23 protein-coding genes and 2 riboswitches are annotated in these 25,559 nt (G+C 71.1%); of the genes, 12 read left to right on the forward strand and 11 right to left on the reverse strand.

All coding sequences use genetic code 11. From position 1 onward, the window contains the following. Positions 1–46 precede the first annotated feature (46 nt). Both QF034_RS28500 and QF034_RS28505 read right to left on the reverse strand, forming a co-directional pair. Positions 47–838 carry an ABC transporter ATP-binding protein gene (locus QF034_RS28500; protein ID WP_307177596.1) on the reverse strand — a complete coding sequence of 264 codons (792 nt, stop codon included), beginning with the start codon at positions 836–838 and terminating at the stop codon, positions 47–49. Beyond that, positions 835–2,547, reverse strand: a complete 1,713-nt coding sequence (locus QF034_RS28505; protein WP_307177597.1) for a 2-isopropylmalate synthase — start codon at positions 2,545–2,547, stop codon at positions 835–837. Before QF034_RS28505 ends, QF034_RS28500 begins: the two co-directional genes overlap by 4 nt. 194 nt (positions 2,548–2,741) lie before the next feature. Here QF034_RS28505 and QF034_RS28510 point away from each other — a divergent pair, with 194 nt between their 5' ends. Together QF034_RS28510 and QF034_RS28515 are read left to right on the forward strand one after the other, a co-directional pair. Further along, positions 2,742–3,434: a FadR/GntR family transcriptional regulator gene (locus tag QF034_RS28510; protein ID WP_307177598.1), complete on the forward strand. Its 693-nt coding sequence runs from the start codon at positions 2,742–2,744 to the stop codon at positions 3,432–3,434. 74 nt (positions 3,435–3,508) lie between these two features. Further along, entirely contained in the window at positions 3,509–4,171 is a 663-nt protein-coding gene (locus QF034_RS28515; RefSeq protein WP_307177599.1) for an NADPH-dependent F420 reductase, read from the forward strand. Positions 4,172–4,179: 8 nt separating this feature from the next. Here QF034_RS28515 and QF034_RS28520 read toward each other — a convergent pair whose 3' ends face one another. The 7 genes from QF034_RS28520 to gcvT all read right to left on the reverse strand — a co-directional run bounded on the left by QF034_RS28520 (position 4,180) and on the right by gcvT (position 12,647). After that, on the reverse strand, positions 4,180–4,737 hold the full coding sequence (locus tag QF034_RS28520; protein WP_306963413.1) for a GH25 family lysozyme: 558 nt from the start codon (positions 4,735–4,737) through the stop codon (positions 4,180–4,182). An 85-nt stretch (positions 4,738–4,822) separates the two neighbouring features. Beyond that, positions 4,823–6,049: an McrC family protein gene (locus QF034_RS28525; RefSeq protein WP_307177600.1), complete on the reverse strand. Its 1,227-nt coding sequence runs from the start codon at positions 6,047–6,049 to the stop codon at positions 4,823–4,825. Continuing rightward, on the reverse strand, positions 6,046–8,238 hold the full coding sequence (locus tag QF034_RS28530; RefSeq protein WP_307177601.1) for an McrB family protein: 2,193 nt from the start codon (positions 8,236–8,238) through the stop codon (positions 6,046–6,048). The genes QF034_RS28525 and QF034_RS28530 overlap by 4 nt, the downstream gene beginning before the upstream one ends. A gap of 80 nt (positions 8,239–8,318) precedes the next feature. Further along, on the reverse strand, positions 8,319–9,686 hold the full coding sequence (locus tag QF034_RS28535) for an L-serine ammonia-lyase (RefSeq protein WP_307177602.1): 1,368 nt from the start codon (positions 9,684–9,686) through the stop codon (positions 8,319–8,321). A gap of 81 nt (positions 9,687–9,767) precedes the next feature. Further along, a complete protein-coding gene (gene glyA, locus QF034_RS28540; protein WP_307177603.1) occupies positions 9,768–11,030 on the reverse strand; it encodes a serine hydroxymethyltransferase in 1,263 nt (420 codons plus the stop codon). 14 nt (positions 11,031–11,044) lie between these two features. Further along, positions 11,045–11,422 (reverse strand): glycine cleavage system protein GcvH, encoded by a 378-nt coding sequence (gene gcvH, locus QF034_RS28545; protein ID WP_086562694.1) that lies wholly within the window; start codon positions 11,420–11,422, stop codon positions 11,045–11,047. 103 nt (positions 11,423–11,525) lie between these two features. Continuing rightward, on the reverse strand, positions 11,526–12,647 hold the full coding sequence (gcvT, locus tag QF034_RS28550; protein WP_307177604.1) for a glycine cleavage system aminomethyltransferase GcvT: 1,122 nt from the start codon (positions 12,645–12,647) through the stop codon (positions 11,526–11,528). Positions 12,648–12,723: 76 nt separating this feature from the next. Further along, positions 12,724–12,846, reverse strand: a riboswitch (glycine riboswitch). Beyond that, positions 12,847–12,947, reverse strand: a riboswitch (glycine riboswitch). A 183-nt stretch (positions 12,948–13,130) separates the two neighbouring features. Between gcvT and QF034_RS28555 the strand changes: the two genes are divergently transcribed. The 9 genes from QF034_RS28555 (at position 13,131) to QF034_RS28595 (ending at position 22,801) form a co-directional block, all read left to right on the forward strand. Beyond that, positions 13,131–13,799: an AAA family ATPase gene (locus tag QF034_RS28555; protein WP_307177605.1), complete on the forward strand. Its 669-nt coding sequence runs from the start codon at positions 13,131–13,133 to the stop codon at positions 13,797–13,799. 67 nt (positions 13,800–13,866) lie between these two features. Next, a complete protein-coding gene (locus QF034_RS28560) occupies positions 13,867–14,655 on the forward strand; it encodes an enhanced serine sensitivity protein SseB (RefSeq protein ID WP_307177606.1) in 789 nt (262 codons plus the stop codon). A gap of 163 nt (positions 14,656–14,818) precedes the next feature. Continuing rightward, positions 14,819–15,619 carry an enhanced serine sensitivity protein SseB C-terminal domain-containing protein gene (locus QF034_RS28565; RefSeq protein ID WP_306963399.1) on the forward strand — a complete coding sequence of 267 codons (801 nt, stop codon included), beginning with the start codon at positions 14,819–14,821 and terminating at the stop codon, positions 15,617–15,619. Between the two features lie 353 nt (positions 15,620–15,972). After that, positions 15,973–16,971 (forward strand): ABC transporter permease, encoded by a 999-nt coding sequence (locus QF034_RS28570; RefSeq protein WP_307177607.1) that lies wholly within the window; start codon positions 15,973–15,975, stop codon positions 16,969–16,971. A gap of 8 nt (positions 16,972–16,979) precedes the next feature. Beyond that, positions 16,980–18,746: an ABC transporter substrate-binding protein gene (locus QF034_RS28575; RefSeq protein ID WP_307177608.1), complete on the forward strand. Its 1,767-nt coding sequence runs from the start codon at positions 16,980–16,982 to the stop codon at positions 18,744–18,746. A 90-nt stretch (positions 18,747–18,836) separates the two neighbouring features. After that, positions 18,837–19,847 carry an ABC transporter permease gene (locus tag QF034_RS28580; RefSeq protein WP_307179999.1) on the forward strand — a complete coding sequence of 337 codons (1,011 nt, stop codon included), beginning with the start codon at positions 18,837–18,839 and terminating at the stop codon, positions 19,845–19,847. Further along, entirely contained in the window at positions 19,844–20,926 is a 1,083-nt protein-coding gene (locus QF034_RS28585; RefSeq protein WP_307177609.1) for an ABC transporter ATP-binding protein, read from the forward strand. Before QF034_RS28580 ends, QF034_RS28585 begins: the two co-directional genes overlap by 4 nt. Continuing rightward, positions 20,923–22,062, forward strand: a complete 1,140-nt coding sequence (locus QF034_RS28590; protein ID WP_307177610.1) for an ABC transporter ATP-binding protein — start codon at positions 20,923–20,925, stop codon at positions 22,060–22,062. Before QF034_RS28585 ends, QF034_RS28590 begins: the two co-directional genes overlap by 4 nt. A 64-nt stretch (positions 22,063–22,126) precedes the next feature. Continuing rightward, on the forward strand, positions 22,127–22,801 hold the full coding sequence (locus tag QF034_RS28595; RefSeq protein ID WP_307177611.1) for a trimeric intracellular cation channel family protein: 675 nt from the start codon (positions 22,127–22,129) through the stop codon (positions 22,799–22,801). Here the strand turns inward: QF034_RS28595 and QF034_RS28600 are convergent. Then, complete coding sequence (locus tag QF034_RS28600; RefSeq protein ID WP_307177612.1) at positions 22,692–23,927, reverse strand: alpha/beta hydrolase; 1,236 nt, start codon at positions 23,925–23,927, stop codon at positions 22,692–22,694. The genes QF034_RS28595 and QF034_RS28600 overlap by 110 nt on opposite strands. A gap of 135 nt (positions 23,928–24,062) precedes the next feature. On the opposite strand from QF034_RS28600, the gene QF034_RS28605 reads away from it, so the two are divergent. Further along, complete coding sequence (locus tag QF034_RS28605) at positions 24,063–24,923, forward strand: thioesterase family protein (protein WP_307177613.1); 861 nt, start codon at positions 24,063–24,065, stop codon at positions 24,921–24,923. On the opposite strand, the gene QF034_RS28610 is transcribed toward QF034_RS28605, so the two are convergent. Next, on the reverse strand, positions 24,910–25,494 hold the full coding sequence (locus tag QF034_RS28610; protein ID WP_307177614.1) for a TIGR03086 family metal-binding protein: 585 nt from the start codon (positions 25,492–25,494) through the stop codon (positions 24,910–24,912). The genes QF034_RS28605 and QF034_RS28610 overlap by 14 nt on opposite strands. Positions 25,495–25,559: the final 65 nt, after the last annotated feature.

The following is a 25,559-nucleotide window of genomic DNA, read 5'->3' on the forward strand; positions in this document are numbered from 1 at the left end:
GGGGCGTGGGGGCCCGGTCCGTCCGCGGACGGACCGGGCCCCCACGTCATGCCCGCCGGGCCGTGCGGACGCTCCAGCGGCCGTCGTGCCGTTCCAGCGCCAGCGGCAGGTCGAAGCACTTGCCGAGCTGGTCCGCGGTCAGCACCCCGGCGACCGGGCCGCCCGCCAGCGGCCGCCCCTCGCGCAGCAACAGGGCGTGCGTGGTGTGCGCCGGCAGCTCCTCCAGGTGGTGCGTGACCAGGACCGTCGCCAGGCGCGGATGCTCCCGGCGCAGCTCCCCGAGGGCCCCGATCAGCTGCTCCCGGCCCGGCAGGTCCAGGCCGGTGGCCGGCTCGTCGAGGAGCAGCAGCCGGGGCTCGGGCATCAGCGCCCGGGCGATCAGGGTCCGGCCGCGCTGCCCCTGGGAGAGCGTGGGCCAGCGCGCCTCACGGTGCTCGGCCAGCCCCAGCGTCCGGATCAGCCGCTCCGCCCGCTCCCGCTGCTCCGGCGCCGGACGCCACCGGGGCAGCGGCTCCACCGAGTTGGTCAGGCCGGTCAGGACGACGTCCCGTACCCGCAGCGGCGAGGTGAGCGGATGCCGCGGGTCGACATGCCCGACGTGCGCGCGCAGTTCCCGCAGGTCGACCCGGCCCAGCCGGTGGCCCAGCACCTCCACGGAGCCCCGGGTCGGGTGGACGAGCGCGCCGAGCAGGCCGAGCAGGGTCGACTTGCCCGCGCCGTTCGCCCCGAGCAGCGCCCAGTGCTCCCCGGCCCGGACGGTCAGCGACACCTCCGCCAGGATCGGCCGGCCGTCGCGTACGACGTGGACGTCCTCGGCGCGCAGGACGACCGGCGTCACCGCAGCGCCCTGTTCACCGCGGACAGCACCGCCTGCACCGAGGCGCCCAGGGCCGAGGAGTCCCGGCCCGCGCCCCAGCAGGCCCTGCCCCCGGCACGGCACTCGGCGAAGGCGTTCGTGCCCCCGTCGCCGCTCTGCTCGCAGAAGTCGAGGACGTCGACGCCGATCCCGGCGCCGGCCAGCGCGTCGACGAACGCGGAGACCGGGCCGCTGCCCGTGCCCTCGTAGTCGCCGGTGCGGTCGCCGGTGCGCAGCGTGCACACGAAGCGGTGACCGCCGGCCCCGTCCCGGTGCACGGACCAGGCCTCCAGCGCCACCTCCCCGTCCGCCACCAGGTACGTCGCCCGGAACAGCGCGTACAGCTCCTTCGGCGTCATCTCCCGCCCGCTGTCGTCCGTCGCCTCCTGCACGGCCCGGGAGAAGTCCGGCCGCATGCGCGCGGGCAGGTCGACGCCGTGGTGGGTGCGCAGCAGATGGGCCATGCCGCCCTTGCCCGACTGCGAGTTCACGCGGATCACCGCCTCGTAGGAGCGGCCCACGTCGGCCGGGTCGATCGGCAGGTACGGCACCGACCAGGGCGCCTGCCCCTCCGGCACGCCCAGCTCCCGGGCCCGCTCGGCGTGCCGGGCCAGTCCCTTGCTGATCGCGTCCTGGTGGGTGCCCGAGAAGGCGGTGTGGACGAGCTCCCCGGCGTACGGGTGGCGCGGGTGCACGGGCAGCCGGTTGCAGTGCTCGACCGTCTCCCTGACGGTGTCGATGTCCCGGAAGTCGATCATCGGGTCGACGCCCTGGGCGTACAGGTTGAGCGCCAGGGTCACCAGGTCGACGTTGCCGGTGCGCTCCCCGTTGCCGAACAGGCAGCCCTCGACGCGCTGGGCACCGGCCAGCACGGCCAGTTCGGCGCAGGCGACGCCGGTGCCGCGGTCGTTGTGCGGGTGCACGGAGAGGATCACGCTGTCGCGCCGGGACAGGTGGCGGTGGACGTACTCGATCTGGTCGGCGTAGACGTTCGGCGTCGCGATCTCCACGGTCGCCGGCAGATTGTGGGTGACCGGCCGGTCCGGGCTCGCGTCCCACAGCTCGGTCAGCCCGTCGCACAGGTCCAGGACGAAGTCGGGCTCGGTCAGGTTGAAGGTCTCCGGGGAGAACTGGAAGCGGACGGACGAGGCCCGGTCCGCCCGGCGGGCCATGTGCTCGGCGGCCTCCCGCACGGTCCGCCACACCTCGGCCCGGTCCCGCCCCAGGACGACGTCCCGCCACACCGGCGAGGTCGCGATGTACAGGTGCACGACAGCCCTCGGCAGCCCCTCGATCGCGTCGAAGGTGCGGTCGATCAGGTCCCGGCGGGCCGGGGTGAACACGACGGGCGTGACATCGTCCGGCACGGCACCGGAGGTCGCCAGGTGCCGCACGAAGTCGAAGTCGGTGCGGCTCGCCGAGGGGTAGCCGACCTCGATCTCCTTGAAGCCCATGCCGGTCAGCAGGTCGAAGAAGCGGCGCTTGCGGGGCGTGTCCATCGGTTCGGCCAGGGCCTGGTTGCCGTCGCGCAGGTCGACGGGGACCCAGAGGGGAGCGCGCTCGATCCGGGCGGCGGGCCAGTCGCGGTCCGCGGCGGGCACGTGCACGCGCTCCTGGAAGGGGCGGTAGCGGTGGCAGGGCATGGGGCCCGGGCGCTGGGGGTTCCAGGCCGGGGCAGGGGTGGTGGTCATCGTCGGCTGTGGCCTTCCGGCTCGGTCGGACGGTGACCGGCAGCACGGCGCCCCGCGGCGGGGTGCCGGTCGCGTCAGGCCCCGCCGCGGCAGCCGAGAAGAAGACCGCGGAAGATCATGCGCAGTACGCTATCCACCACTCAGGTCCTCAGACAAGTGGAAAGCTCCCACTCCTCAGACAAGTTGGTGAAGCCATGCCGCTGGGCTCCGTCCGCCCCAGCCCCCTGGTCGAGCAGGCCGCCGCCCGGCTGCGTGAGCAGATCGCCGGCGGCGCCTGGCCGGTCGGCACCCGGCTGCCCGGGGAGACCACGCTGGCCAAGGAGCTGGGCGTGGGCCGCTCCACCGTCCGCGAGGCGCTGCGCGCGCTGGCCGGAGCCGGGCTGGTCCGGTCCCGCCAGGGCGCCGGTGTCTTCGTCATCGCGACCGAGCCGGTCGAGGACTGGCCGACCCGGCTGCGCCGGGCCGCCGTGACCGACGTCTACGAGGTCCGGATGGCGGTCGAGGTGCACGCTGCCCGGCTCGCCGCGCGCCGCCGCACCCCCGAGGACGTCACGGCGCTCCGGGCCGCACTGGAGGGCCGCCGAGCCGCCGGCACGGCCGACGACGCCGCCTTCGTCGACGCGGACATCGCCTTCCACGCCGCGGTGATCGCCGCCGCCCACAACCCGGTGCTCGCCGACCTGTTCGCCGAGTTCAGCCCGGTCCTGCGCGAGGGCCTGATCGAACTGCTGTCCCTGACCGGCCTGCGCGCCGACGACCCCGACACCGGCGACGAGGCGCACGAGGCACTCGTCCGGGCGGTGGCGGACGGGGACGCGGAGGGAGCGGCGGAGGTACTGCGCGGCGAACTGGAGGACCCCTTCGCACCTTCCCGGAAGCCGGAATAGCCCCTCCGCCCCGGAGGTTGACCCTGATCACGAAGCTGGCCAGGAATTCCTGACCCCCCTGGAAGGGCGAGGACATGAAGATCGGCATCATCGGAGCGGGCAACATCGGCGGCAATCTGACCCGGCGGCTCACCGCCCTTGGTCACGACGTGTACGTCGCGAACTCCCGCGGCCCGCACACGCTCACGGGCCTCGCGGAGGAGACCGGCGCGACACCCGTGACGGTCGAGGAGGCCCCGCGGGGCGCCGAGATCGTCGTCGTCACGATTCCGCTGAAGGCGGTCCCGGACCTGCCGTCCGGCCTGTTCGACGAGGCGGCCGACGGCGTCGTGGTCATCGACACCGGTAACTACTACCCCCGCCAGCGCGACGGCAGGATCGCCGCGATCGAGGACGAGGGCCTCACCGAGAGCCGCTGGACGGAGCGGCAGCTCGGCCATCCCGTGATCAAGGCCTTCAACGGCACGTACGCCCAGGACATCCTGGACCGCCCGCTGCCGGCCGGCGACCCCGGCCGCATCGCCCTCCCGGTGGCCGGCGACGACGCGGCGGCCAAGCGCAAGGTGCGCGACCTGATCGACGAACTCGGCTTCGACACCGTCGACGCGGGCGGCCTCGACGACTCCTGGCGCCAGCAGCCCGACACCCCGGTCTACGGCCTGCGCGACGGCGTCGAGGCGGTCACCAAGGCCCTGGCGGAGGCGTCCCCGGAGCGCACGCCGGAGTTCAGCGGCTAGGTGTCCGTCTAGGCGTCCTCGGCCCAGTTCCGCAGCGCCGCCTTGCTCTCGAAGGCGGCCACGTTCTTGTCCAGCGGGTCGTCGGTGTACTGGTGGAATCGCCACTTGGCCTTGATGCGCGGCTTCCCGGCACTGACGTAGTCGGCGATCCACAGGCCGTCGCCCGCGTAGGACGTCGTGTCGATGTTCAGCCAGAAGTGGCGATTCGCGTAGAGGATGACCTGGTTGTCCGGCCGGAGGTCCTTCAGCTTCCGGATGAACAGGTCCTTCTCCGCGTTGCTCGCGTGCGTCCCGTTGCTGGTCGTCTCCCAGTCGACGGCGAGGATGTCGCCCGGCCGGTCCGGGGCCTTGGCGAGGAAGTACTCGGCCTGAGCGGTGAGGTTGCCGGGCCACAGGAAGTGGTAGAAGCCGACGACCAGGCCAGCGTCGCGAGCCCGCTTCGTCTGGGCGGCGAGTCTGGGGTTGACGTAGGAACGCCCCTCGGTCGCCTTGACGAAGACGAAGGAGAGGCCGTCGGTGTCGTAGGAGGAGGACTGGAAGGCGCTCACATCGATGCCGCGCAGCATGGGGGTCTCCCTGAAGTGCTGGTGGGGGAGGGGAGTTGGTGCCTACCACCATGGCACGGCCTGCTGTGGCACCGACGTGGAAATGTCAACTCGGGCGGATCGCGGGGGTGCCGACCGCCGTGGCGGTGATCCTGGCAGCCAGCTCGGCGACGGCCGCGAGGAGTTCGGCAGGTGGGCGGGCGAGGTCCAGGGCATGGGCCGTGACCGTGATGCCGGAGCGGCGGATGACGTGGTCGGCCGGGCCGTCCTGAGCGGCGGCGGCGTAGACGAGGTGGCCGTGCGGCAGGCCGAGCGCGGTGCAGTAGCCGAGCAGCTGGCCGAGGTGGTCGGTGGAGGGTGCGGGCCTGTCGAGGAAGACGTACTTCGCGTCCACGACGGAGACGGGGCGGCCCGCCCGGTACAGGACGATGTCCGGACGCAGACGCACCCTGCGGGCCTCGTCCAGGCGGTGGTGTCCCTCCTGCCCGGCGCACCGGATCCCCTGCCGGGCGAGGGTGTCGCCGAGCGCCACGGTGAGGAACCGTTCGAAGACGTCCGGCAGGTCGAGCAGGAAGCCGTCCGCCGCGGTGGGTGAATTCCCGGCCGGCTGGACGGAGCGGGCGGACAGCACCAGTTCGGCCAGCCGCAGGACGCGCCTGTAGCGGGCGTTGAGGCGGTTCGGCGTCCAGCGGGGCAGCGGCGCGCCGGGGTGGAGGGGGCGGACGCCCGTGAGGTGGCCGGCCAGGTGGCGCAGGGTCAGGGCCGTGCGCCGGGGGACTCCCGGGAGCCGGGCGGCCAGGTGCAGGGCCGTCAGCAGGACGCGGTTCTCGGCGATGTCCGGGGTGTGGTCGTCGTAGCGCACGGCGACGGGCAGCGGCAGGCCGACCCGGCGCAACTGGTCAGCCGTGCGGATCCGGCCGCGGATCAGGGGCAGGTCCTCCTCGACCGTGCGGTAGCCGTGCAGCGCTCCCGCGTCGAGCGTGCGGCGGGCGGTACGGGCGAGCAGGTCGGCGACGGCGGGCAGCAGCTCGTCCGACTCGGCCGCCGTGACCGGCTCGGGCCGCCAGGGGTCGCCGGGGGAGTAGGAGAGCAGGAACAGCAGGTCACGGACCGGGAGTTTGGGGCGCAGGTGCAGCTGGACGGTCCCGCCGGACGGCGTGCGCAGGCGCACCAGGCCGACCTTCTGGTTTCCCCGCAGGCGCCAGCGTCCGCCCGCCGCCGGGGTGAGCCGGACCAGGTCCGGCACGCAGAGCAGCCCGGCGATCTGGTCGCCGGTCAGCTCCCGCACGGTCCCGGGGCCGGTCTCCCGCACGGTGAGGTCGAGGTCGGTCACGCGTCCTCCGGGTCCGGCCCGAGCGCCGCACGCAGGGCGGGCAGGCCGTACTCCTCCTCCACGTCGACACCGGTGCCGTAGAGCTGGTCCTCCAGCAGGGGCAGGATCTGGGTGCGCCAGACGAGGTCGAGTCCGTCCGGCCGGGCCGCGGCGGGCTTCATCAGGTACGACGGCCCGATCGCCCGGTCGGCGTCGCCGAGCCGGTCGTTGAGCTCGTCCAGCAGCCGGACCGCGGTGTCCGGTAGTCCGCGCTCACGCAGCCAGCGGTCCAGCAGGCCCCGGACCGGCGGTTTCTCGGGGGAGAGGCGGCGGAAGGCGAAGCGGCGGCGCATCGCCGCGTCGACGAGGGCGATCGAGCGGTCGGCGGTGTTCATCGTTCCGATGAGGAACAGGTTGCCCGGCAGGGTGAACGGGTCGTGCGGGCTGTACTGGGTGGTGACGGGTTCCTCGCGGTACTCCAGCAGGAAGTACAGCTCGCCGAAGACCTTCGCCAGGTTGGCCCGGTTGATCTCGTCGACGATCAGCACGTACGGGTTCGCCGGGTCCTTGGCGGCGCGCTCGGCGAGCAGCCGGAACGGCCCGGGCACGACGTCGAACACCACCGACCCGCCCTCGCCCCGGACGGGACGGAACCCCTCGAAGAAGTCCTCGTAGGTGTACGAGGGGTGGAACTGCACGAGCTCCACCCGGTCGGGGCCGGCGAGATGCCGCGCGAGGGCGCGGGCCAGGTAGGTCTTCCCGGTCCCGGGCGGGCCGTGGAAGACGAGCTGCCCCTGTTCCCGGAGCTGTTCGGCCGTCTCCCGCAGCCACTCCAGCGGCATCAGCAGCCGTGCGGCCAGTTCCTCGGTGACCGGCGGCAGTTCCAGTGCCTTGGTGACGTCGACGTCGACGAGCTCCTCGGCGACCACGTCCTCCAGCCCCGCCCGCTCGGCGAGTTCGGCCGCGACGCTGCTGATGTCGTAGACCGTCGGCGGCAGGGGCAGCCGGGCCTGCACGCGCTCGGGCAGCTCCGCGCGGACCAGCGGCCGCTCGGCGGTGGCCCAGCGCACCGGCCGGCGCCGGGCGTTGTCCGGGCCGTCCGAGGCGTCGTACGTGGCCGGGCCCTGGACCGTGCCGACGTGCACCTCGTCCGGAGTGACGGTGACGACCAGGTCGCCCGGCTGCATCAGGGTGAGGAAGGCGTGCAGCTGGTACGCGGCCTGCGCGCGCAACTGGGCGCTGGCCTCCGGCATCGCCTCGGCGACGGCCCCCTGGACGTCCTGCTTGGCGGAGCCGGCGGGGATCTCCGGGATCTCCCGCCAGGACATCGAGCAGTAACCGCGCCGCAGCCAGTCGGGGATGAAGTTGCGCCCGTCCACGTTGTACCCGCGCACCAGCCAGCCGCGCTGCTCGTGCTCGACGGCACCCGTGCGCCATCTGCGCACCCAGGGCTCGTCGTAGAAGTCGACCGGTTGCCCGGTCTGCGCCTGGAGCGTCCGGCACAGTTCCAGCAGGTCGTGGTCGGCGTCGCCGCTGGGCTCGGGGAGTTCGTCCGCGAACGCCGTGACGATCTCCTGCTTGTGACGGGCGCTGGCGATCGGCTGATACGTCTCCGGGAAGAGCAGGAACAGCAGGACGTGGATCTGCGCACGCCCCTTCTTGTGCCCGACCGACTCCTGGATGGCCAGGCACAGGGCCTTGAAGCCCCAGGGGTCCTCGAAGGCCGCTTCCCGCCCGGCCGGCGTCATCGCGGCGAGCCGCTCCACCAGCAGGACCAGGATCTGGAACTGCGCCCACCGGTAGTTCAGAAACCCCTGGCCACCGTGCAGGAAGCCCTTCAGGCCCGGCTCCAGGTCCTCCGGCACCGCCACCGGACGGCCGGCCCAGGACAGCACCTCGCCGAGGATCTGCCGCTTCTTGGCCAACCCGATCTGCTCGGGCACCAGCGGCGCCATGTTCACGAACAGCAGCTCGGCGGCGAGGACGACCGTCGCGTCGGGCGCGCCGTCGAGCTGGCGCCGCAGCTTGACCAGGAAGGTGTCCGAGGACTCGTCCGGCTGGTCCACGAACCGGACCCGCAGATCGGAGGCCGTCGCCCCGGTCCAGGCCGGCACCTCCGGCGCGAACGCGGACCTGCCGCTCAGCAGTCCCTCGCGGAAAACCCGCCGCACCGCCGCCACGACATCGGTGCTTTCCGGCCGCCTCGCCACTGTGCCCCACCCCCTGGTGCTCGAAGGGCCCAGCTTAGGAGGGGGGTGTGACAGTCGTCAGGCGGTCGGCCGGGACGGGGTCAGCACTCGATGATGTTGACGGCCAGCCCGCCCCGCGCCGTCTCCTTGTACTTGACCGACATGTCCGCGCCGGTGTCCTTCATCGTCTTGATGACCTTGTCCAGGGACACCTTGTGGGAGCCGTCGCCGCGCATCGCCATGCGCGCTGCCGTGACGGCCTTCACGGCGGCCATGCCGTTGCGCTCGATGCACGGGATCTGGACCAGCCCGCCCACGGGATCGCAGGTCAGGCCGAGGTTGTGCTCCATGCCGATCTCGGCGGCGTTCTCGACCTGTTCCGGCGAGCCGCCGAGGACCTCGGCCAGCGCGCCCGCCGCCATGGAGCAGGCGGAGCCGACCTCGCCCTGGCAGCCGACCTCGGCGCCGGAGATGGACGCGTTCTCCTTGAACAGCATGCCGATCGCGCCCGCGGCGAGCAGGAAGCGCACCACGCCCTCCTCGTCGGCGCCCGGCACGAAGTTGACGTAGTAGTGCAGGACGGCCGGGATGATGCCGGCCGCGCCGTTCGTCGGGGCGGTGACGACCCGGCCCCCGGCCGCGTTCTCCTCGTTGACCGCCATCGCGTAGAGGGTGATCCACTCCATGGCGAGGGCCTTCGGGTCGCCCTCGGAGCGCAGTTTGCGGGCGGTGTTCGCGGCCCGGCGGCGCACCTTCAGACCGCCCGGCAGGATGCCCTCGCGGGACATGCCGCGCGCCACGCACGCCTCCATGACCCGCCAGATCTCCAGCAGTCCGGCGCGGATCTCCTCCTCGGTGCGCCAGGCGCGCTCGTTCTCCAGCATCAGCGCCGAGATGGACAGGCCGGTCTCCTGGGCCGTCCGCAGCAGCTCGTCGCCCGTGCGGAAGGGGTACTTCAGCACGGTGTCGTCGAGCTTGATGCGGTCCGCTCCGACCGCCTCCTCGTCGACGACGAAGCCGCCGCCGACCGAGTAGTACGTCTTCGCGAGCAGCTCCGCGCCCGAGGCGTCGTACGCCCACAGGGTCATGCCGTTCGCGTGGTACGGCAGGGCCTTGCGGCGGTGCAGGACCATGTCGTCGTCGAAGGAGAACGCGATCTCGTGCTCGCCCAGCAGGTTCAGCCGGCCGCCGGCCTTGATCGTCTCCACCCGCTCGTCGGCCTTCTCCACGTCCACCGTGCGCGGCGAGTCGCCCTCCAGGCCGAGCAGCACCGCCTTGGGCGTGCCGTGGCCGTGGCCGGTGGCGCCGAGCGAGCCGTAGAGCTCCGCGCGGACCTTCGCGGTCGGGGCCAGCAGCTCCTCGTTGCGCAGCCGCCGGGCGAACATCCGGGCCGCGCGCATCGGGCCGACGGTGTGGGAGCTGGACGGGCCGATGCCGATCGAGAACAGGTCGAAGACCGAGATGGCCACGGAGACTCCTGACTACGGGGGTGGTGCGAGGGGCAGGGGGCCCCGCCCACGCGGGACGGGGCGCCCTGAAAGGTTTCTTCGTTATGTGTGCGAACCCGGGTACAGCGGGTGCTTGTCGGCCAGGGCCTTCACCCGGGCCTTGAGCGCCTCGGCGTCGTAGGACGGCTTCAGCGCCTCGGCGATGACGTCCGCGACCTCCGCGAAGTCCTCGGCCGTGAAGCCCCGGGTCGCCAGGGCCGGTGTGCCGATCCGCAGACCCGACGTCACCATCGGCGGGCGCGGGTCGTCGGGGATCGCGTTCCGGTTGACCGTGATGCCCACCTCGTGGAGGCGGTCCTCGGCCTGCCGGCCGTCCAGCTCCGAGTGGCGCAGGTCGACCAGGACCAGGTGCACGTCCGTGCCGCCGGACAGGACGTCCACGCCCACGGCCCGGACGTCGTCCTTCACCAGACGCTCGGCCAGGATGCGGGCACCCTCCAGCGTACGGCGCTGGCGCTCCTTGAAGTCCTGTGAGGCGGCGACCTTGAAGGCGACCGCCTTGGCCGCGATCACATGCTCCAGCGGACCGCCCTGCTGACCGGGGAAGACAGCGGAGTTGATCTTCTTGGCGAGTTCGGCCGTGGAGAGGATCACACCGCCGCGCGGGCCGCCCAGCGTCTTGTGGGTGGTCGTGGTCACCACGTGCGCGTGCGGCACCGGGTTCGGGTGCAGCCCCGCCGCGACGAGCCCGGCGAAGTGCGCCATGTCGACCATCAGGTACGCGCCGACCTCGTCCGCGATCCGGCGGAATGCGGCGAAGTCCAGCTGCCGCGGGTACGCCGACCAGCCGGCCACGATCAGCTTCGGCTTGGACTCCTTGGCCAGCCGCTCGACCTCGGCCATGTCGACCCGGCCGTCCTCGCCCACGTGGTAGGCGACGACGTCGTAGAGCTTGCCGGAGAAGTTGATCTTCATGCCGTGGGTCAGGTGCCCGCCGTGGGCGAGGTTCAGACCCATGATGGTGTCGCCCGGCTTGAGCAGCGCGAACATCGCGGCGGCGTTGGCCTGGGCGCCCGAGTGCGGCTGCACGTTGGCGTGCTCGGCGCCGAACAGCTCCTTGACGCGGTCGATCGCGATCTGCTCGACCACGTCGACGTGCTCGCAGCCGCCGTAGTAGCGGCGGCCCGGGTAGCCCTCGGCGTACTTGTTGGTGAGGACCGAGCCCTGCGCCTCCATGACCGCGACCGGAGCGAAGTTCTCCGAGGCGATCATCTCGAGCGTGGACTGCTGCCGGTGCAGCTCGGCGTCGACCGCGGCGGCCACGGCCGGGTCGAGCTCGTGCAGGGGTGTGTTCAGGACGGACATACGGCTACGACTCCTCAGCCGGCGGAGAACGCGGTGTACTCGTCGGCGGAGAGCAGGTCGCCCGGCTCGTCCGTGACCCGCACCTTGAACAGCCAGCCGCCCTCGAAGGGGGCCGAGTTCACCAGCGACGGGTCGTTCACGACGTCCTCGTTGACCTCGGTGACCTCACCGGAGACGGGGGAGTAGAGGTCGGACACCGACTTGGTCGACTCCAGTTCGCCGCAGGTCTCGCCCGCGGACACGGTGTCGCCGACCTCGGGGAGCTGGACGAAGACCACGTCGCCGAGCGCGTTGGCCGCGTGCTCCGTGATACCGACCGTCGAGACGCCGTCTTCGGCGGCCGACAGCCACTCGTGCTCCTTGCTGTAACGCAGCTGCTGGGGGTTGCTCATGGCCTGGATTCTCCTGTACACGCGGGAGTGCTGTGGAAAGGGGGGACTGCTGAGGAGCTGGGAGGCGGACAACGGGGTCGCTGCCACGGCCCCCGGCCAGTGTCTACTTCTGGCGCTTGTAGAACGGCAGCGCCACGACCTCGTACGGCTCGTGACTGCCCCGGATGTCCACGGCCACGCCGGGCGTACCGGGGGCGGCGTGCGCGGCGTCGACGTAGGCCATCGCGATCGGCTTGCCGAGCGTGGGGGAGGGGGCGCCGGAGGTGACCTCGCCGATCACCTCGCCGCCGGCGACGACCGCGTATCCGGCGCGCGGGACCCGGCGGCCCTCGGCGACGAGCCCGACCAGGACGCGCGGCGGGTTCTGCTCGGCCCGGGCGGCGGCCTCGCGCAGAGCCTCACGCCCCACGAAGTCGCCCTCCTTCTCGAACTTCACCACCCGGCCGAGCCCGGCGTCGAAGGGCGTCAGGGAGGTGCTCAGCTCGTGCCCGTACAGCGGCATGCCCGCCTCCAGGCGCAGCGTGTCGCGGCAGGACAGCCCGCACGGGACCAAGCCCGCGCCCTCGCCCGCCTTGGTCAGGGCCTGCCACAGCTCGACCGCGTGCTCCGGCTTCACGAACAGTTCGAAGCCGTCCTCGCCGGTGTAGCCGGTGCGGGCGATCAGGGCCGGGACACCCGCGACCGTGCCGGGCAGCCCGGCGTAGTACTTCAGGCCGTCGAGGTCGGCGTCGGTCAGGGACGTCAGGATCCCCGGCGACTGCGGCCCCTGGACGGCGATCAGCGCGTAGGCGTCCCGGTCGTCGCGCACCTCGGCGTCGAAGCCGGCGGCGCGCTCGGTCAGCGCGTCCAGGACCACCTGGGCGTTGGAGGCGTTGGCGACCACCATGTACTCGGTCTCGCCCAGCCGGTAGACGATCAGGTCGTCGAGGATGCCGCCGTCGGCCCGGCAGATCATGGTGTAGCGGGCGCGGCCGGGCTTGACGCCGCCGATGTTGCCCACCAGGGCGTGGTCGAGCAGGGCGGCGGCCTGCGGACCGGTGACGGTGATCTCGCCCATGTGGGAGAGGTCGAAGAGCCCGGCCTTCGTGCGCACGGCGGTGTGCTCGTCGCGCTCGGAGCCGTAGCGCAGGGGCATGTCCCAGCCGGCGAAGTCGGTCATCGTCGCGCCGAGCGAACGATGCAGGGCATCGAGCGCGGTGTGGCGGAGTTCTCCTGTACTGCTCATCGGTCGGTCGTCTCCGAGGGGCGATGGGGGTACCTCCCGCGCGAGCTCGTTCGAGCGTGGGGGAGGGCGAGGTCGTTCCTCCCCATCTGTCATCGGAACCTGAGAGGTTCGCCATGACCACAGGGGACACGGCTTGCACCTTGGGTGGAGCCACGCCCGTCGCCACGGCGACAGGGGATGGCCCGCTTTTCAGATGTGCCTCGCCCGCGCGGTAACGGGGCCTGAGAGATTCAAGGGAGGGACTTGCTCCTTCGGCGCCCCAGCGTCGGACGGTGCTGGGGACTCTCCCGCGCGGATTCAAACGGCCGGTATGCAGTTGGCGGGCACATCATTGCACGCATCGTCGCGGGGTGGCAGGGGGACCACCCTGTAGCAGGGCTGTTGCGGGAAGAGGACTAAAACCAGAAACATCGGGCATTACCTTCTCTTTACACTCGGCGGGGATGGGACTGAAGTACCTGGCCCCAGGGGAGGACGATCACGGTGAACAGGACCACCGCGTACGCCACGACGTCGGGCATCGCGCTGCCCGAGCAGCCGGCCGCTCCGGCACGCGCGGCCTGCGGCCCGCTGCCGGTGCCGGTCGTCCGCGATCTGCGCGAGCGCCGAGGCCGCGGCCCGCACGCGCTGCTCTTCGGCCCCCGCGACCTCGTCGTGGTCACGGGCCTGCCCGGCAGCGGCAAGTCCACGCTGATGCGGCGCACCGTGCCCGGCCGGCGCATCGACTCCCAGGACACCCGCGACCGCTGGGACAGCCGCATGCCGCGCTTCCTGCCGTACGGGGTCTACCGCCCGCTCGTCCGCCTCGCCCACTACGCCGGGCTGCGCCGCGCCCTGCGCACCGGCGAGGGCGTCGTCGTGCACGACTGCGGCACCCAGGCCTGGGTCCGCCGCTGGCTGGCCCGCGAGGCCCGCCGCCGGGGCGGCACCCTGCACCTGCTCATGCTCGACGTCACCCCCGAGGAGGCCCTGGCCGGCCAGCGCGACCGGGGCCGCGGTGTCTCGCGGTACGCGTTCCTGCGCCACCGCGCGGCGGCCAACCGCCTGCTACGCTCCGCGGAGCGGGGCGAACTGCCCGCGGGCTGCGGCTCGGCGATCCTCGTCGACCGGGACGCGGCGGGCACCCTGCGCCGGATCGGGTTCACGGGCTGACCGCCGGCGGCCGGGGAGCCGTTAGCCTTTTGAGCCACAGCAGTGGTTCCAGGCAGGCGGTAGGCAAATGGACTTCCCGGCGGACTTCTCCGCGGACTTCCCGGCGCACACGCAGGGTCACCCGCACGGCGGGTGGCCCGGCAACGAACTGGAGGAGGTGCTCTCGGCCTCCCTCGGCGCCGGGCCGTCGGCCGGCGGGCGGATCGTCGAGGTGCTCGGCCGGAGTTTCGTCTGGGTGCCCCTGCCGAACGGCGGCGGCCCGCAGAGCGGCCCCCTCGATCTGCCCGGCATCGAGATCGAGGGCCAGGCGTACGTACCGGTGTTCAGCTCCGAGGAGCAGTTCCGCCAGGTCGTCGGCTCCCACATGTCGTACACGATCGCGCCCGCCGTGGAGTTCGCCCGTGGCCTGCCCCCGCACGCGGGGATAGCCGTCAACCCGGGCGGCGTGGTCGGCATACCGCTCCCGCCGCCCGCGGTGGCCGAGCTCTGCCGGGCCGGCCGGACCCCCCTGGACGGCCCCGCGAGCGGCGGCCGGGTCCGCCTCTTCGAGCCCGACTGGCAGGACGACCCGGTGGACTTCCTCGCCGCCGCCTCCGCCGAGTTCGAGGCCGTCGGCGTCGTCCTCACCGCCCGCCGCTGCCTCGCCGCGATCGAGACCGCCGACCCGGTGATGTTCGTGGGCGTCGAACTCTCCCAGTGGGAAGGCGACCTGCGGGCCCTCCCCCTGGAGGCCCTGTCCCGAGCCGTGACCCGGTGCCCGGCCCCGTGGCAGGTCAACCTGGTCCTCCTGGACGTGGCGGAGGACCCGGTGGGGGACTGGCTGCGCAAAACGGTCCGGCCCTTCTACCAGCGGTAGGACAATGCCCTGAAGGGGCGCGGGGCCGTGACATCATGCGGCTCCGCCACGTGGCGCGAGGACCACACACGACCCGCGGCCGCAAAACCGGCACCAATCCCCGAGCCCCCGGACGGGCTTAAGCTAGGTCACGGTCGAGGCGTTGTACGAAGGGGCGGTAAAGGTGAGCGCGAGCGGCACGGCCGCGGCCGGACAGGTCGAGCACATGCTGCGCCAGGTCACGCCCGGGCGTTACGACGCCTACGAGGCACTCCTGCGCGCGCTCGCGACCCCGCACACCGGCCAGATCTGGATGCTCCTCTGGCACGGCCAGGCGGGCTCCCCCGACGCCCAGTACGGGAACATGGAGGTCGACGGCTACGGCTACGCCCCCTGCGTGACCTCCGCACAGGAGCTCTCGGCCAGCGGCTGGAACCGCAGCTACGAGGTGATCGACGGAGTCGACGTCGCCCGCGCCCTCTACCCCGACCACTACGGCCTCTGGCTCAACCCGCACGCCCCGGGCGGCGGCGTCGGCATCCCCTGGCTCGACCTGCGCCGGATCGCCACGGGCCTGGACCGCCAGCCCGCCGGCCCGCTGCGGCTGTCCGAACCCGCCATCGAGCTCCCGCAGTTCTACGCCCTGCTCGCGCAGAACGCCCACCGCACCCCGGCCGTCCGCTCGCTGCGCCGGGCCTGGGTGCAGCCCGCGCTGGGCGCGCCGTATCTCGCCATCGGACTGGATGTGTACGACACCTCGCCGCCGGCCGTGGATTCCGTGCGCGCGATGATGCAGCAGTCCCTCGGTGCCGTACCGGACGGGCTGCCCGTCTCGACCGTCGCCATGTCCGACGAGCACGACCCGGTCGCCATGTGGCTGCGCGAGAGCGCCCGCCCCTTCTACGACCGCGAGGCCCACGCCACCGCCCCTGTCCAGGCCCCCGCCTCGGGCTACGGCTACCCCCCGGTCCAGGGCCGGTACTGACCCGCTCCGCGGGCCTCCCGCGGACCGTCCGACGGTTCTTGTTTCCCCACCCCCGAACGCGACCCGCTCTCAGCTCTCCGCGCGTAGATAGGGGTGATAGCGGCAGGTCTGTCCTAAAATGCCCTCATCTCGGCGTGTCCGACCCCCGCTACCCACTGTCCGGATAACGGAACCCCGCAGACAGCATCACGTTTACGCATCCTTTCACCGCCAAGTCTGGCAACTGATCGCCAAAGCGTTGAAGACTCCCCGCAAGACACGGGCCGGGTCGGTCTCGTGTACGAGACAAACAAACCGCTACAGCGGCAGCCAGGGGCTCGGCGATCGCCGGCCCGAGAGGGGTCAATCGCACCGTGACCGCACCGATCGAGACCACCGGGGCGGAAGCCGGAGCACAGCCCGAGGCCGTGCTCTCCGGGGTCAAGAAGAGCCAGATCGAAGGGCGCTCGCTCACCCAGATCGCCTGGATGCGCTTCAAGCGGGACAAGGTGGCGATGGCGGGAGGCGTCATCGTCATCCTGCTCGTGCTGATGGCGGTGTTCTCCAAGCCGATCCAGTGGATCTTCAACCTCGATCCCAACAAGTTCAACCAGGACCTCATCGACCCCGCGCTGCTCGCCCCCAAGGGCGGCTGGGGAGGAATGAGCTGGGACCACCCGCTCGGCGTGGACCCCCAGTACGGCCGGGACATGCTCGCCCGCATCATCGACGGTTCCTGGGTCTCCCTCCTGGTCGCGGGCGGCGCCACGCTGCTGTCCGTGTGCATCGGCACCGTGCTCGGTGTCATCGCCGGGTACTACGGCGGCTGGATCGACAGCGTCATCAGCAGGCTGATGGACACCTTCCTGGCCTTCCCCCTGCTGCTGTTCGCCATCTCGATCTCCGCCTCCGTGCAGGACGGCTTCTTCGGTCTCGAAGGGCTGTCCCTGCGCATCAGCGTGCTGATCTTCGTGATCGGCTTCTTCAGCTGGCCGTACATCGGCCGCATCGTGCGCGCCCAGACGATGACCCTGCGCAAGCGGGAGTTCATCGAGGCCGCCACGAGCCTCGGGGCACGCGGCCCGTACGTCCTGTTCCGGGAGCTCCTCCCGAACCTCGTCGCGCCGATCCTCGTCTACTCGACGCTGATCATCCCGACGAACATCCTGTTCGAGGCCGCGCTGAGCTTCCTCGGTGTCGGTATCGCTCCGCCGCAGGCCTCCTGGGGCGGCATGCTCAGCAACGCTGTGGATCTCTACACGGCTGATCCGCAGTACATGTTCGTGCCCGGACTGGCGATCTTCGTCACCGTCCTGGCCTTCAACCTGCTGGGTGACGGGCTGCGTGACGCCCTCGACCCTCGCAGCAAGTGATCCATCGAATGAGGGGGCTTCCTCAGGTGAAGACGAGAAGGGTGACCGCCGGCGTTGCGTCGGTCCTGGCGCTGTCGCTGGGTGCTGCCGCGTGCGGCGGCGGAGGTGACGACAACGACGGGGGAGGCAACGGCAAGAAGGACGCCGCGCTGAACTCGATCGTCAACGCGTCGAGCAAGAAGGGCGGGACGGTCACGTACGAGCACTCGGACGTGCCGGACTCCCTCGACCCGGGCAACACGTACTACGGCTGGGTGCAGAACTTCTCCCGCCTCTACGGCAGGACGCTCACGTCGTTCAAGCCGGCGGCGGGCAAGGAAGGCCTGCAGATCGTGCCGGACCTGGCCGAGGGACTCGGCAAGTCCAGCCCGGACGCCAAGACCTGGACGTACAAGCTGCGTGCGGGTGTGAAGTTCCAGGACGGCACCCCGGTGACGTCCAAGGACGTGAAGTACGCCATCGAGCGCTCCAACTTCGCGCCCGAGGCCCTGTCCAACGGCCCGACGTACTTCAAGTCGTACCTGGAGGGCGGCGACAAGTACAAGGGTCCCTACAAGGACAAGTCCGCCGAGGGCATCAAGTCCATCGAGACGCCGGACGACCGGACGATCATCTTCAAGCTGAAGCAGCCGTTCGCCGACTTCGACTACCTGGCGACGTTCTCGCAGACGGCGCCGGTGCCGCAGTCGAAGGACACCGGTGCGAAGTACGTGCAGGCGATCCAGTCCACCGGCCCGTACCAGTTCCAGTCCTACGAGGAGGGCCGCGGCGCCACCCTCGTGCGCAACCCGCAGTGGGACGCCAAGACGGACCCGGTCCGCAAGGCCCTGCCGGACAAGATCTCGATCAAGTTCAAGGTCAACCCGGTCACGGTCGACAACAACCTGCTCTCCGACAAGATCACGGCTGACGCGGCCGGCACGGGTGTGCAGCCGCAGACCCAGCCGAAGGTCCTGCGCGGCAAGTACGTCAACCAGACGGACAGCTCGTACGCCGGTGCGACGCAGTACATCGCGCTGAACCTCAAGGTGGCACCGTTCGACAACATCCACTGCCGCAAGGCCGTGCAGTGGGGCCTCGACAAGCAGTCGGTGCTCGACGCCATGGGCGGTTCGCCGAAGGGTGACGTGGCGACCACGCTGCTGCCGCCGTCGGTCAACGGCTACACCAAGTTCGACAGCTACGCGACCGAGGGTCACAAGGGTGACGTGGCCAAGGCCAAGGCCGAGCTGAAGGCGTGCGGCAAGCCGAACGGCTTCAGCACGATCATGACCGCTCGCTCCGACCGCCCCGCCGAGGTGGCGCAGGCCACGGCCGTCCAGGCGTCGCTGAAGAAGATCGGCATCAACATCGAGATCAAGCAGTTCCCGGCCGGTAAGTACTTCTCCAACTTCGCCGGTGTCCCGAGCTACGTTCACAAGAACAAGCTCGGCATGCTGTCGATGGCGTGGGGCGCGGACTGGCCGACCGGCTACGGCTTCCTCGACCAGATCATCAACGGCGCCGCCATCAAGCCCTCGGGCGGCAACAACCTGATGGAGCTGGACGACCCGAAGATCAACAAGGCCCTGACGGACGCGATCGCCAACACCGACGACGCGGCCCGTACCAAGGCCTGGGGCGAGATCGACAAGATGGTCCAGGACAATGCCTCGGTCGTCCCGGTCATCTACCGCAAGAACCTGCTGCTCCGGCCCACGTCCGCGACGAACGTCACGGTCACCCAGGCCTACCTCGGTATGTACGACTACCTGCTGATGGGCTCCTCGAAGTAACCAGCAGGCCGGATCCTTTCGAAAGGCAGGTGAAGGCACCGGGTGGCCGCGGCGGACGATCCCGCCGCGGCCACCCGGGGCCGCACAGCTGTGGCTGCGTACATCCTCCGACGCGTCATGGGCGCGGTGCTGTTGCTGCTGGTGGTCAGCGCAGTCACTTTCGCCATCTTCTTCCTGGTCCCCCGCCTCGGGGGACAGACGGCCGACCAGTTGGCCACCCAGTACGTCGGCAAGGACGCGAACCCCGAGTCCGTCGCCGCGATCAAGCAGAACCTCGGGCTGGACCAGCCGGTCTACGTCCAGTACTGGGACTTCATCAAGGGCCTCGTGGTGGGCGCCGACTACAAGTTCGGGCCTGACGCGACGCACTGCAGCGCACCCTGCTTCGGGTATTCCTTCAAGAGCCACATCGAGGTGTGGCCGCAGTTGGAACAGCGGATTCCGGTCTCGTTCTCGCTGGCCGTCGGTGCGGCGGTGATCTGGGTGGTCACCGGTGTGACGACCGGTGTGATCTCGGCCCTGCGCAAGGGCAAGCCGATCGACCGCTTCTCCATGTTCATCGCGCTCGCCGGCGTCTCGCTCCCGATCTTCTTCACCGGCCAGATCCTGCTCGCGCTCTTCGTCTACGAGATCCCCATCTGGGAGAGCATCGACTACGTCCCGTTCACCCAGAACCCGGCCGAATGGGCCTGGCACCTGCTGCTGCCCTGGGTCAGCCTCGCCTTCCTGTTCTCCGCGCTGTACGCCCGGCTCACCCGGGCGGGCATGCTGGAGACGATGAGCGAGGACTACATCAGGACGGCCAGGGCCAAGGGCCTGAAGGAGACCACGGTCGTCACCAAGCACGGCCTGCGCTCCGCACTCACCCCGATCGTCACCATCTTCGGCATGGACTTCGGCACTCTCGTCGGCACCGCGGTGCTCACCGAGACCGTGTTCTCCCTCCAGGGCATCGGCGCATACTCGGTACAGGCCATCAAGGACAACGACCTGCCCATCGTGATGGGCGTGACCCTGGTCGCCGCGTTCTTCATCGTCTTCTGCAATCTGATCGTCGACCTGGTGTACGCCGCCATCGACCCCCGGGTGAGGTACTCGTGAGCAAGCTCGACAAAGCCGCGCTCGGCGAACCGGACACCGTCGCCCCGTCCGTGGACGACGATGTGTTCCTGTCCGTCCGCGATCTGCGCATCCACTTCGACACCGACGACGGTCTGGTCAAGTCCGTGGACGGCGTCAGCTTCGACGTGCGCAAGGGCAAGACCCTGGGCATCGTGGGCGAGTCCGGCTCCGGCAAATCCGTCACCTCCCTCGGCGTGATGGGCCTGCACCGCTCGGCGCGCGCTCACGTCTCCGGTGAGGTCTGGCTGGACGGCCAGGAGCTGATCGCGGCCGACCCCGACGACGTACGGCGGCTGCGCGGCCGGAAGATGGCCATGATCTTCCAGGACCCGCTGTCGGCGATGCATCCCTACTACTCGGTCGGGCAGCAGATCGTCGAGGCGTACCGGGTCCACAACGACGTCAGCAAGAAGGTGGCCCGGCAGCGGGCGATCGAGATGCTGGACCGGGTCGGCATCCCCGAGCCCGCCAAGCGCGTGGACGGCTACCCGCACGAGTTCTCCGGCGGTATGCGCCAGCGCGCCATGATCGCCATGGCGCTGGTGAACAACCCCGAGCTGCTCATCGCGGACGAGCCGACCACCGCCCTGGACGTCACCGTGCAGGCGCAGATCCTGGACCTGATCCACGATCTGCAGAAGGAGTTCGGCTCCGCGGTCATCATGATCACCCACGATCTGGGCGTGGTCGCCGAGATGGCCGACGACCTGCTGGTCATGTACGGCGGCCGGTGCGTCGAGCGCGGCCCCGCAGAGGACGTGTTCTCCGAGCCCCGGCACCCCTACACCTGGGGCCTGCTCGGCTCGATGCCGCGTATGGACCGGGAGGAGACGGACCGGCTCATCCCGATCAAGGGCGCGCCGCCCTCCCTCATCAACCTGCCGTCGGGCTGCGCCTTCAACCCGCGCTGCCCGTACGCGGACATCCCGAAGGACAACGTCACCCGCACGGTCCGTCCCGAGCTGACCGAGGTCGGCGGCTCGCACTGGGCCGCCTGCCACATGACGCAGGAGCAGCGGGAGCGTATCTGGACCGAAGAGATTGCGCCGAAGCTGTGAGCGACGACAAAGCGGTGAGCACACCGGACACGAGCGGGAGCACCCTCACCCAGGACACCGCCGCCGACGGCGAGGTCCTGCTGAAGGTGACCGGCCTCCAGAAGCACTTCCCGATCCGCAAGGGCCTGCTCCAGCGGCAGACCGGCGCGGTGCGCGCCGTCGACGGCATCGACTTCGAGGTCCGCAAGGGCGAGACGCTCGGCGTCGTCGGTGAGTCGGGCTGCGGCAAGTCCACCATGGGCCGGCTGATCACGCGGCTGCTCGAACCGACCGGCGGCTCGGTCGAGTTCGAGGGCAGGGACATCACGCACCTGAAGACCGGCGCGCTGCGCCCGATGCGCCGCGACGTGCAGATGATCTTCCAGGACCCGTACTCCTCGCTGAACCCCCGGCACACGATCGGCACGATCGTCGGCGCCCCCTTCCGGCTCCAGGGCGTCGAGCCCGAGGGCGGCGTGAAGAAGGAGGTCCAGCGGCTGCTGTCGGTGGTCGGCCTCAACCCCGAGCACTACAACCGCTATCCGCACGAGTTCTCCGGCGGTCAGCGCCAGCGCATCGGCATCGCCCGCGCGCTCGCCCTCAACCCCAAGCTGGTCGTGGCGGACGAGCCGGTCTCCGCGCTGGACGTGTCGATCCAGGCGCAGGTGGTGAACCTGCTGGACGACCTCCAGGAGGAACTGGGCCTGACGTACGTGATCATCGCGCACGACCTGTCGGTCGTCCGGCACGTCTCGGACCGGATCGCGGTGATGTACCTCGGCAAGATCGTCGAGCTGGCCGGCCGCGACCAGCTGTACAAGTCGCCGATGCACCCGTACTCCAAGGCCCTGCTGTCGGCCGTGCCGATACCGGACCCGAAGCGCCGGGGCGTCAAGAGCGAGCGCATCCTGCTCAAGGGCGACGTGCCCTCGCCGATCGCCCCGCCGAGCGGCTGCCGCTTCCACACCCGGTGCTGGAAGGCGACGGAGATCTGCAAGACCACGGAGCCCCCGCTGGTGGAGCTGCGGGCCGGACAGCGCGTCGCCTGCCACCACCCGGAGAACTTCGAGGACCAGCAGCCCCAGGACACCAAGCTGCTGTCCTCGGCCAAGGAGGTCGCGGCGGACAACAGCGGCGCCACCCCCGTCGAGAAGTGACCCCGCCCGAGCCCCCGTCCCCGCACCTGGGGGCGGGGGCTCACCCGTGGGTAAAAATGTTCGGGTGCTCCAGCAACTCTTCAGCCCGTCCGTCCAGCACACGCTCGACCTGATCGGCATCTTCGTCTTCGCGATCTCCGGCGCCCTGCTGGCCGTGCGCAAGAACTTCGACGTGTTCGGCATCGCCGTGCTCGCCGAGGTCACCGCGCTGGGCGGCGGGCTCTTCCGTGACCTGGTCATCGGGGCCGTACCGCCCGCCGCCTTCACGGACCTGGGGTACTTCCTCACCCCGCTGCTCGCCACCCTCCTCGTCTTCTTCCTGCACCCGCAGGTGGAGCGCATCCAGGTCGCCGTGAACGTCTTCGACGCGGCCGGCCTCGGCCTGTTCTGCGTCGCCGGCACGATCAAGGCGTACGAGTACGGACTCGGCCTGACCGCCTCCGCCGGCCTGGGTCTGACCACCGCGGTGGGCGGCGGTGTGCTGCGCGACGTCCTCGCCAACGAGGTGCCCTCGCTGCTGCGCTGGGACCGTGACCTGTACGCGGTCCCGGCGATCGTCGGCGCCGCCCTGGTCGCCCTGTGCATCCGCTACGACGCCCTGAACCCGCTCACCAGCGGCCTCGCGGTGATCACCGCCTTCGTACTGCGCCTGCTCGCGATGCGGTTCCACTGGCGAGCTCCGCGGGCGTGGCACCGGCGGTCGACGGTGAGCGAGGAGGAGCAGCCCGTCCTGCCGTGACGTGGCCGAGGCCCGTCACCTCCGTCAGCCAGCGGAACGCCGGGACCACCTGCGGCCGCCACAGCGCCATGGTGTGACCGCCCGCGCTCCTCGGGATGTACACCACGTGCACGGTCGTCGGCGCCTTCGCGGTCTGTTCCAGGGCGACGGCCGCCTCGTAGCCGTCGTGCGGCTGTCCGGACAGGTAGAGCGAGACGCGCGGCGGGACGGGCGCCCCGCGCAGCAGCAGGTAGGGGTTGTTCCCGGCTCGCAGGGCGGGGGTCTGCGCGGCGAGCGAATCGCGTTCGCCGATCGGGTCGTTGTAGCCGGACAGGCTGACGGCGGCCCGGTAGCGGTCGGGGTGGGCGACGGCGAGCTTGGCCGCGCAGTGCGCCCCGGCCGAGTAGCCGGCCACGGCCCAGCCCCGCGGGGCGGACTCGGCGCGGAAGTTGTCCATGACCATCATCGGCACGTCGACGCTCAGCCAGGTGTCGGCGTTGACCGTGCCCGGGATGTTGGCGCAGCCGGTGTCCACCCCGGCCAGCAGATTGGTGCGCGGCGCGACCAGGATGAACGGGGCGACCTGCCCGTCCCGCATCAGCGGCTCCAACTGCTCGTGCGCGTGCAGCGAGCCGAACCAGGCCTTCGCCGAGCCGGGGTAGCCGGGCAGCAGCTCCACGACCGGGAACCTGTGGTGCCGATAGGCCGGTTCGTCGTACTGCGGCGGGAGCCAGACGTAGACCTCGGCGTTCACGCCCGACACCCGGCCCTTGAGCTGGGTGACGCGCACCCCGCCGGCCGCGCCCATGCCGGGCCCGGTGGCCGGCCGGAAGGTCTGGCGCACCGGGGGCAGCCGCTTCAGCGCGATGCCTCCGGTGCCGTCGGCGCCGAGGTCGGCCGCCTGTTGCACGTGGTCGCCGGTGCCGAGCAGGTCGGCCCAGTTGTCGTACAGGTTGTTGGCGTTGTTGACCAGTGTGAAGACCAGTGCCACGGCGGTCCCCTGGGCGAACAGCAGCATCAGTGCGCGCGTCGCGGCGCGCAGGACGCGGGGGCCGCGGACGCGCGACCACAGGGCCAGCGGCAGCGCGAGCGCGACGACCGACAGCGCGATCAGCGTGGACAGGAACGGAGTCCCGGTGAGGCTCATGTCTCTTCAGAGGGACGGACGGCCTTCCGGGTTTACGGACGAGTGCGGACACTTACCGAGAAATTGCCCGGGTCTCACTCGCGTCCGAACAGCGCAAAGCTACCGCTTAGTAGTTAGTTCTTGTACTGTTCAGCCATGCCAGAAGCAGCCTCCGCCCCGGCCGTCCGGGCCACGATCGGGGACAGCGAGTTCGACCGCGACACCGCGCTCACCCGACGCGCGCCCGGCGTCTACGACATCGACCTCTCCGCCGGCTGGACGATCATCAGCGCCGTCAACGGCGGCTATCTGCTGGCCGTCCTGGGCCGCGCACTCGGCGACACCCTGCCGCACGCCGACCCCTTCACCATCTCGGCGCACTACCTGACCGCGTCCCAGCCCGGCCCGGCGGTCGTCCGCACGGACGTCGTCCGCACCGGCCGGACCCTGTCGACCGGCCAGGCCTCCCTCTTCCAGTACGACGACGAGGGCCGCGAGGTGGAACGCATCCGCGTCCTGGCCTCCTACGGCAACCTCGACGCCCTTCCCGACGACGTCCGGACGACGGCCGCTCCGCCCGCGATCCCGCCGCTGGAGCACTGCTTCGGCCCGCAGGACGGTCCCGCCCCGGTCTCCGGCAGCTCGGCCATCGCCGACCGGCTGATGCTCAAGCTGGACCCCTCGACCCTGGGCTGGGCCCTCGGCAAGCCCTCCGGCAAGGGCGAGATGCGGGCCTGGTTCGGGCTCGCGGACGGCCGGGACCACGACCCGCTCTCCCTGCTGCTGGCGGTGGACGCCCTGCCGCCCACCGCCTTCGAACTCGGGCTGACGGGCTGGGTGCCCACCGTCGAGCTGACCGTGCACGTCCGCTGCCGCCCGGCGCCGGGTCCGCTGCGCGTGTCGATCACCACCCGCAACCTCGCCGGCGGCTTCCTGGAGGAGGACGCCGAGGTGTGGGACAGCGCCGACCGGCTGGTGGCGCAGTCCCGTCAGCTCGCGCGGGTCAGGCTCGGCTGAGCGGCTCGCGTCCGAGCCAGGCCGCCAGCCTGCCGTAGACGTCGGCGCCCTCGGGGGCCGGCCGGGCCGTGGCGAACGGCGTGTTCTCGTCCCGCTGTTCGTCCGGCAGCATGCGCTGGGCCACGGTCAGCGCGAACGCGGCGAGCTCCGGGTCGAGTTCGCGCGGATGCCCCAGGGCCTCGGACAGGTCCCAGGTGTGGGTCACGGTCTCCAGGACGTAGGCCGACATGGCGGCCCGGCCGGGCATCTCGCCGAACGGCAGGCGCACCACGGCGTCCAGCAGGTCGTCGCCCGCCCAGGCCTTCACGGCCCGGGTCCTTGCCTCGTCGTACGCGGCCGTCCAGCCGTCGTCCGGCACGCCCTCGGCGAACGGCCGTACCGCGACCGCGTCACCGCCCTCGGCGACGACGGCCACCCGGTGGGTCGCGCCGGTGAGATGGCTCAGCAGGGTGCGCACGTCGAACTCGCTGCACGGCGTGGGGCCGTCCAGCTGCTCCGCGCGCACGGACCGGATGAGCTCGGCGGCCTGCTCCGTGGCGCGGGCGAACAGCGGACGGGGATCGTTGGTCATGAAACTCCTCCTGAGTGCGTGGACAGGAGGAGCATGGCCGGAAAACCTGACAGCTGCCGTCAACA

It is taken from the genome of Streptomyces africanus (assembly GCF_030816955.1).
Lineage (GTDB): Bacteria > Actinomycetota > Actinomycetes > Streptomycetales > Streptomycetaceae > Streptomyces > Streptomyces africanus.

Bases quoted from the DNA above. Each gene is read 5' to 3' on its own strand.
- QF034_RS28505 (WP_307177597.1), bottom strand. From the start codon at position 2,547: ATGACCACCACCCCTGCCCCGGCCTGGAACCCCCAGCGCCCGGGCCCC.
- QF034_RS28510 (WP_307177598.1), top strand. From the start codon at position 2,742: ATGCCGCTGGGCTCCGTCCGCCCCAGCCCCCTGGTCGAGCAGGCCGCC.
- QF034_RS28515 (WP_307177599.1), top strand. From the start codon at position 3,509: ATGAAGATCGGCATCATCGGAGCGGGCAACATCGGCGGCAATCTGACC.
- QF034_RS28520 (WP_306963413.1), bottom strand. From the start codon at position 4,737: ATGCTGCGCGGCATCGATGTGAGCGCCTTCCAGTCCTCCTCCTACGAC.
- glyA (WP_307177603.1), bottom strand. From the start codon at position 11,030: ATGTCCGTCCTGAACACACCCCTGCACGAGCTCGACCCGGCCGTGGCC.
- gcvH (WP_086562694.1), bottom strand. From the start codon at position 11,422: ATGAGCAACCCCCAGCAGCTGCGTTACAGCAAGGAGCACGAGTGGCTG.
- gcvT (WP_307177604.1), bottom strand. From the start codon at position 12,647: ATGAGCAGTACAGGAGAACTCCGCCACACCGCGCTCGATGCCCTGCAT.
- QF034_RS28560 (WP_307177606.1), top strand. From the start codon at position 13,867: ATGGACTTCCCGGCGGACTTCTCCGCGGACTTCCCGGCGCACACGCAG.
- QF034_RS28575 (WP_307177608.1), top strand. From the start codon at position 16,980: ATGAGGGGGCTTCCTCAGGTGAAGACGAGAAGGGTGACCGCCGGCGTT.
- QF034_RS28600 (WP_307177612.1), bottom strand. From the start codon at position 23,927: ATGAGCCTCACCGGGACTCCGTTCCTGTCCACGCTGATCGCGCTGTCG.
- QF034_RS28605 (WP_307177613.1), top strand. From the start codon at position 24,063: ATGCCAGAAGCAGCCTCCGCCCCGGCCGTCCGGGCCACGATCGGGGAC.
- QF034_RS28610 (WP_307177614.1), bottom strand. From the start codon at position 25,494: ATGACCAACGATCCCCGTCCGCTGTTCGCCCGCGCCACGGAGCAGGCC.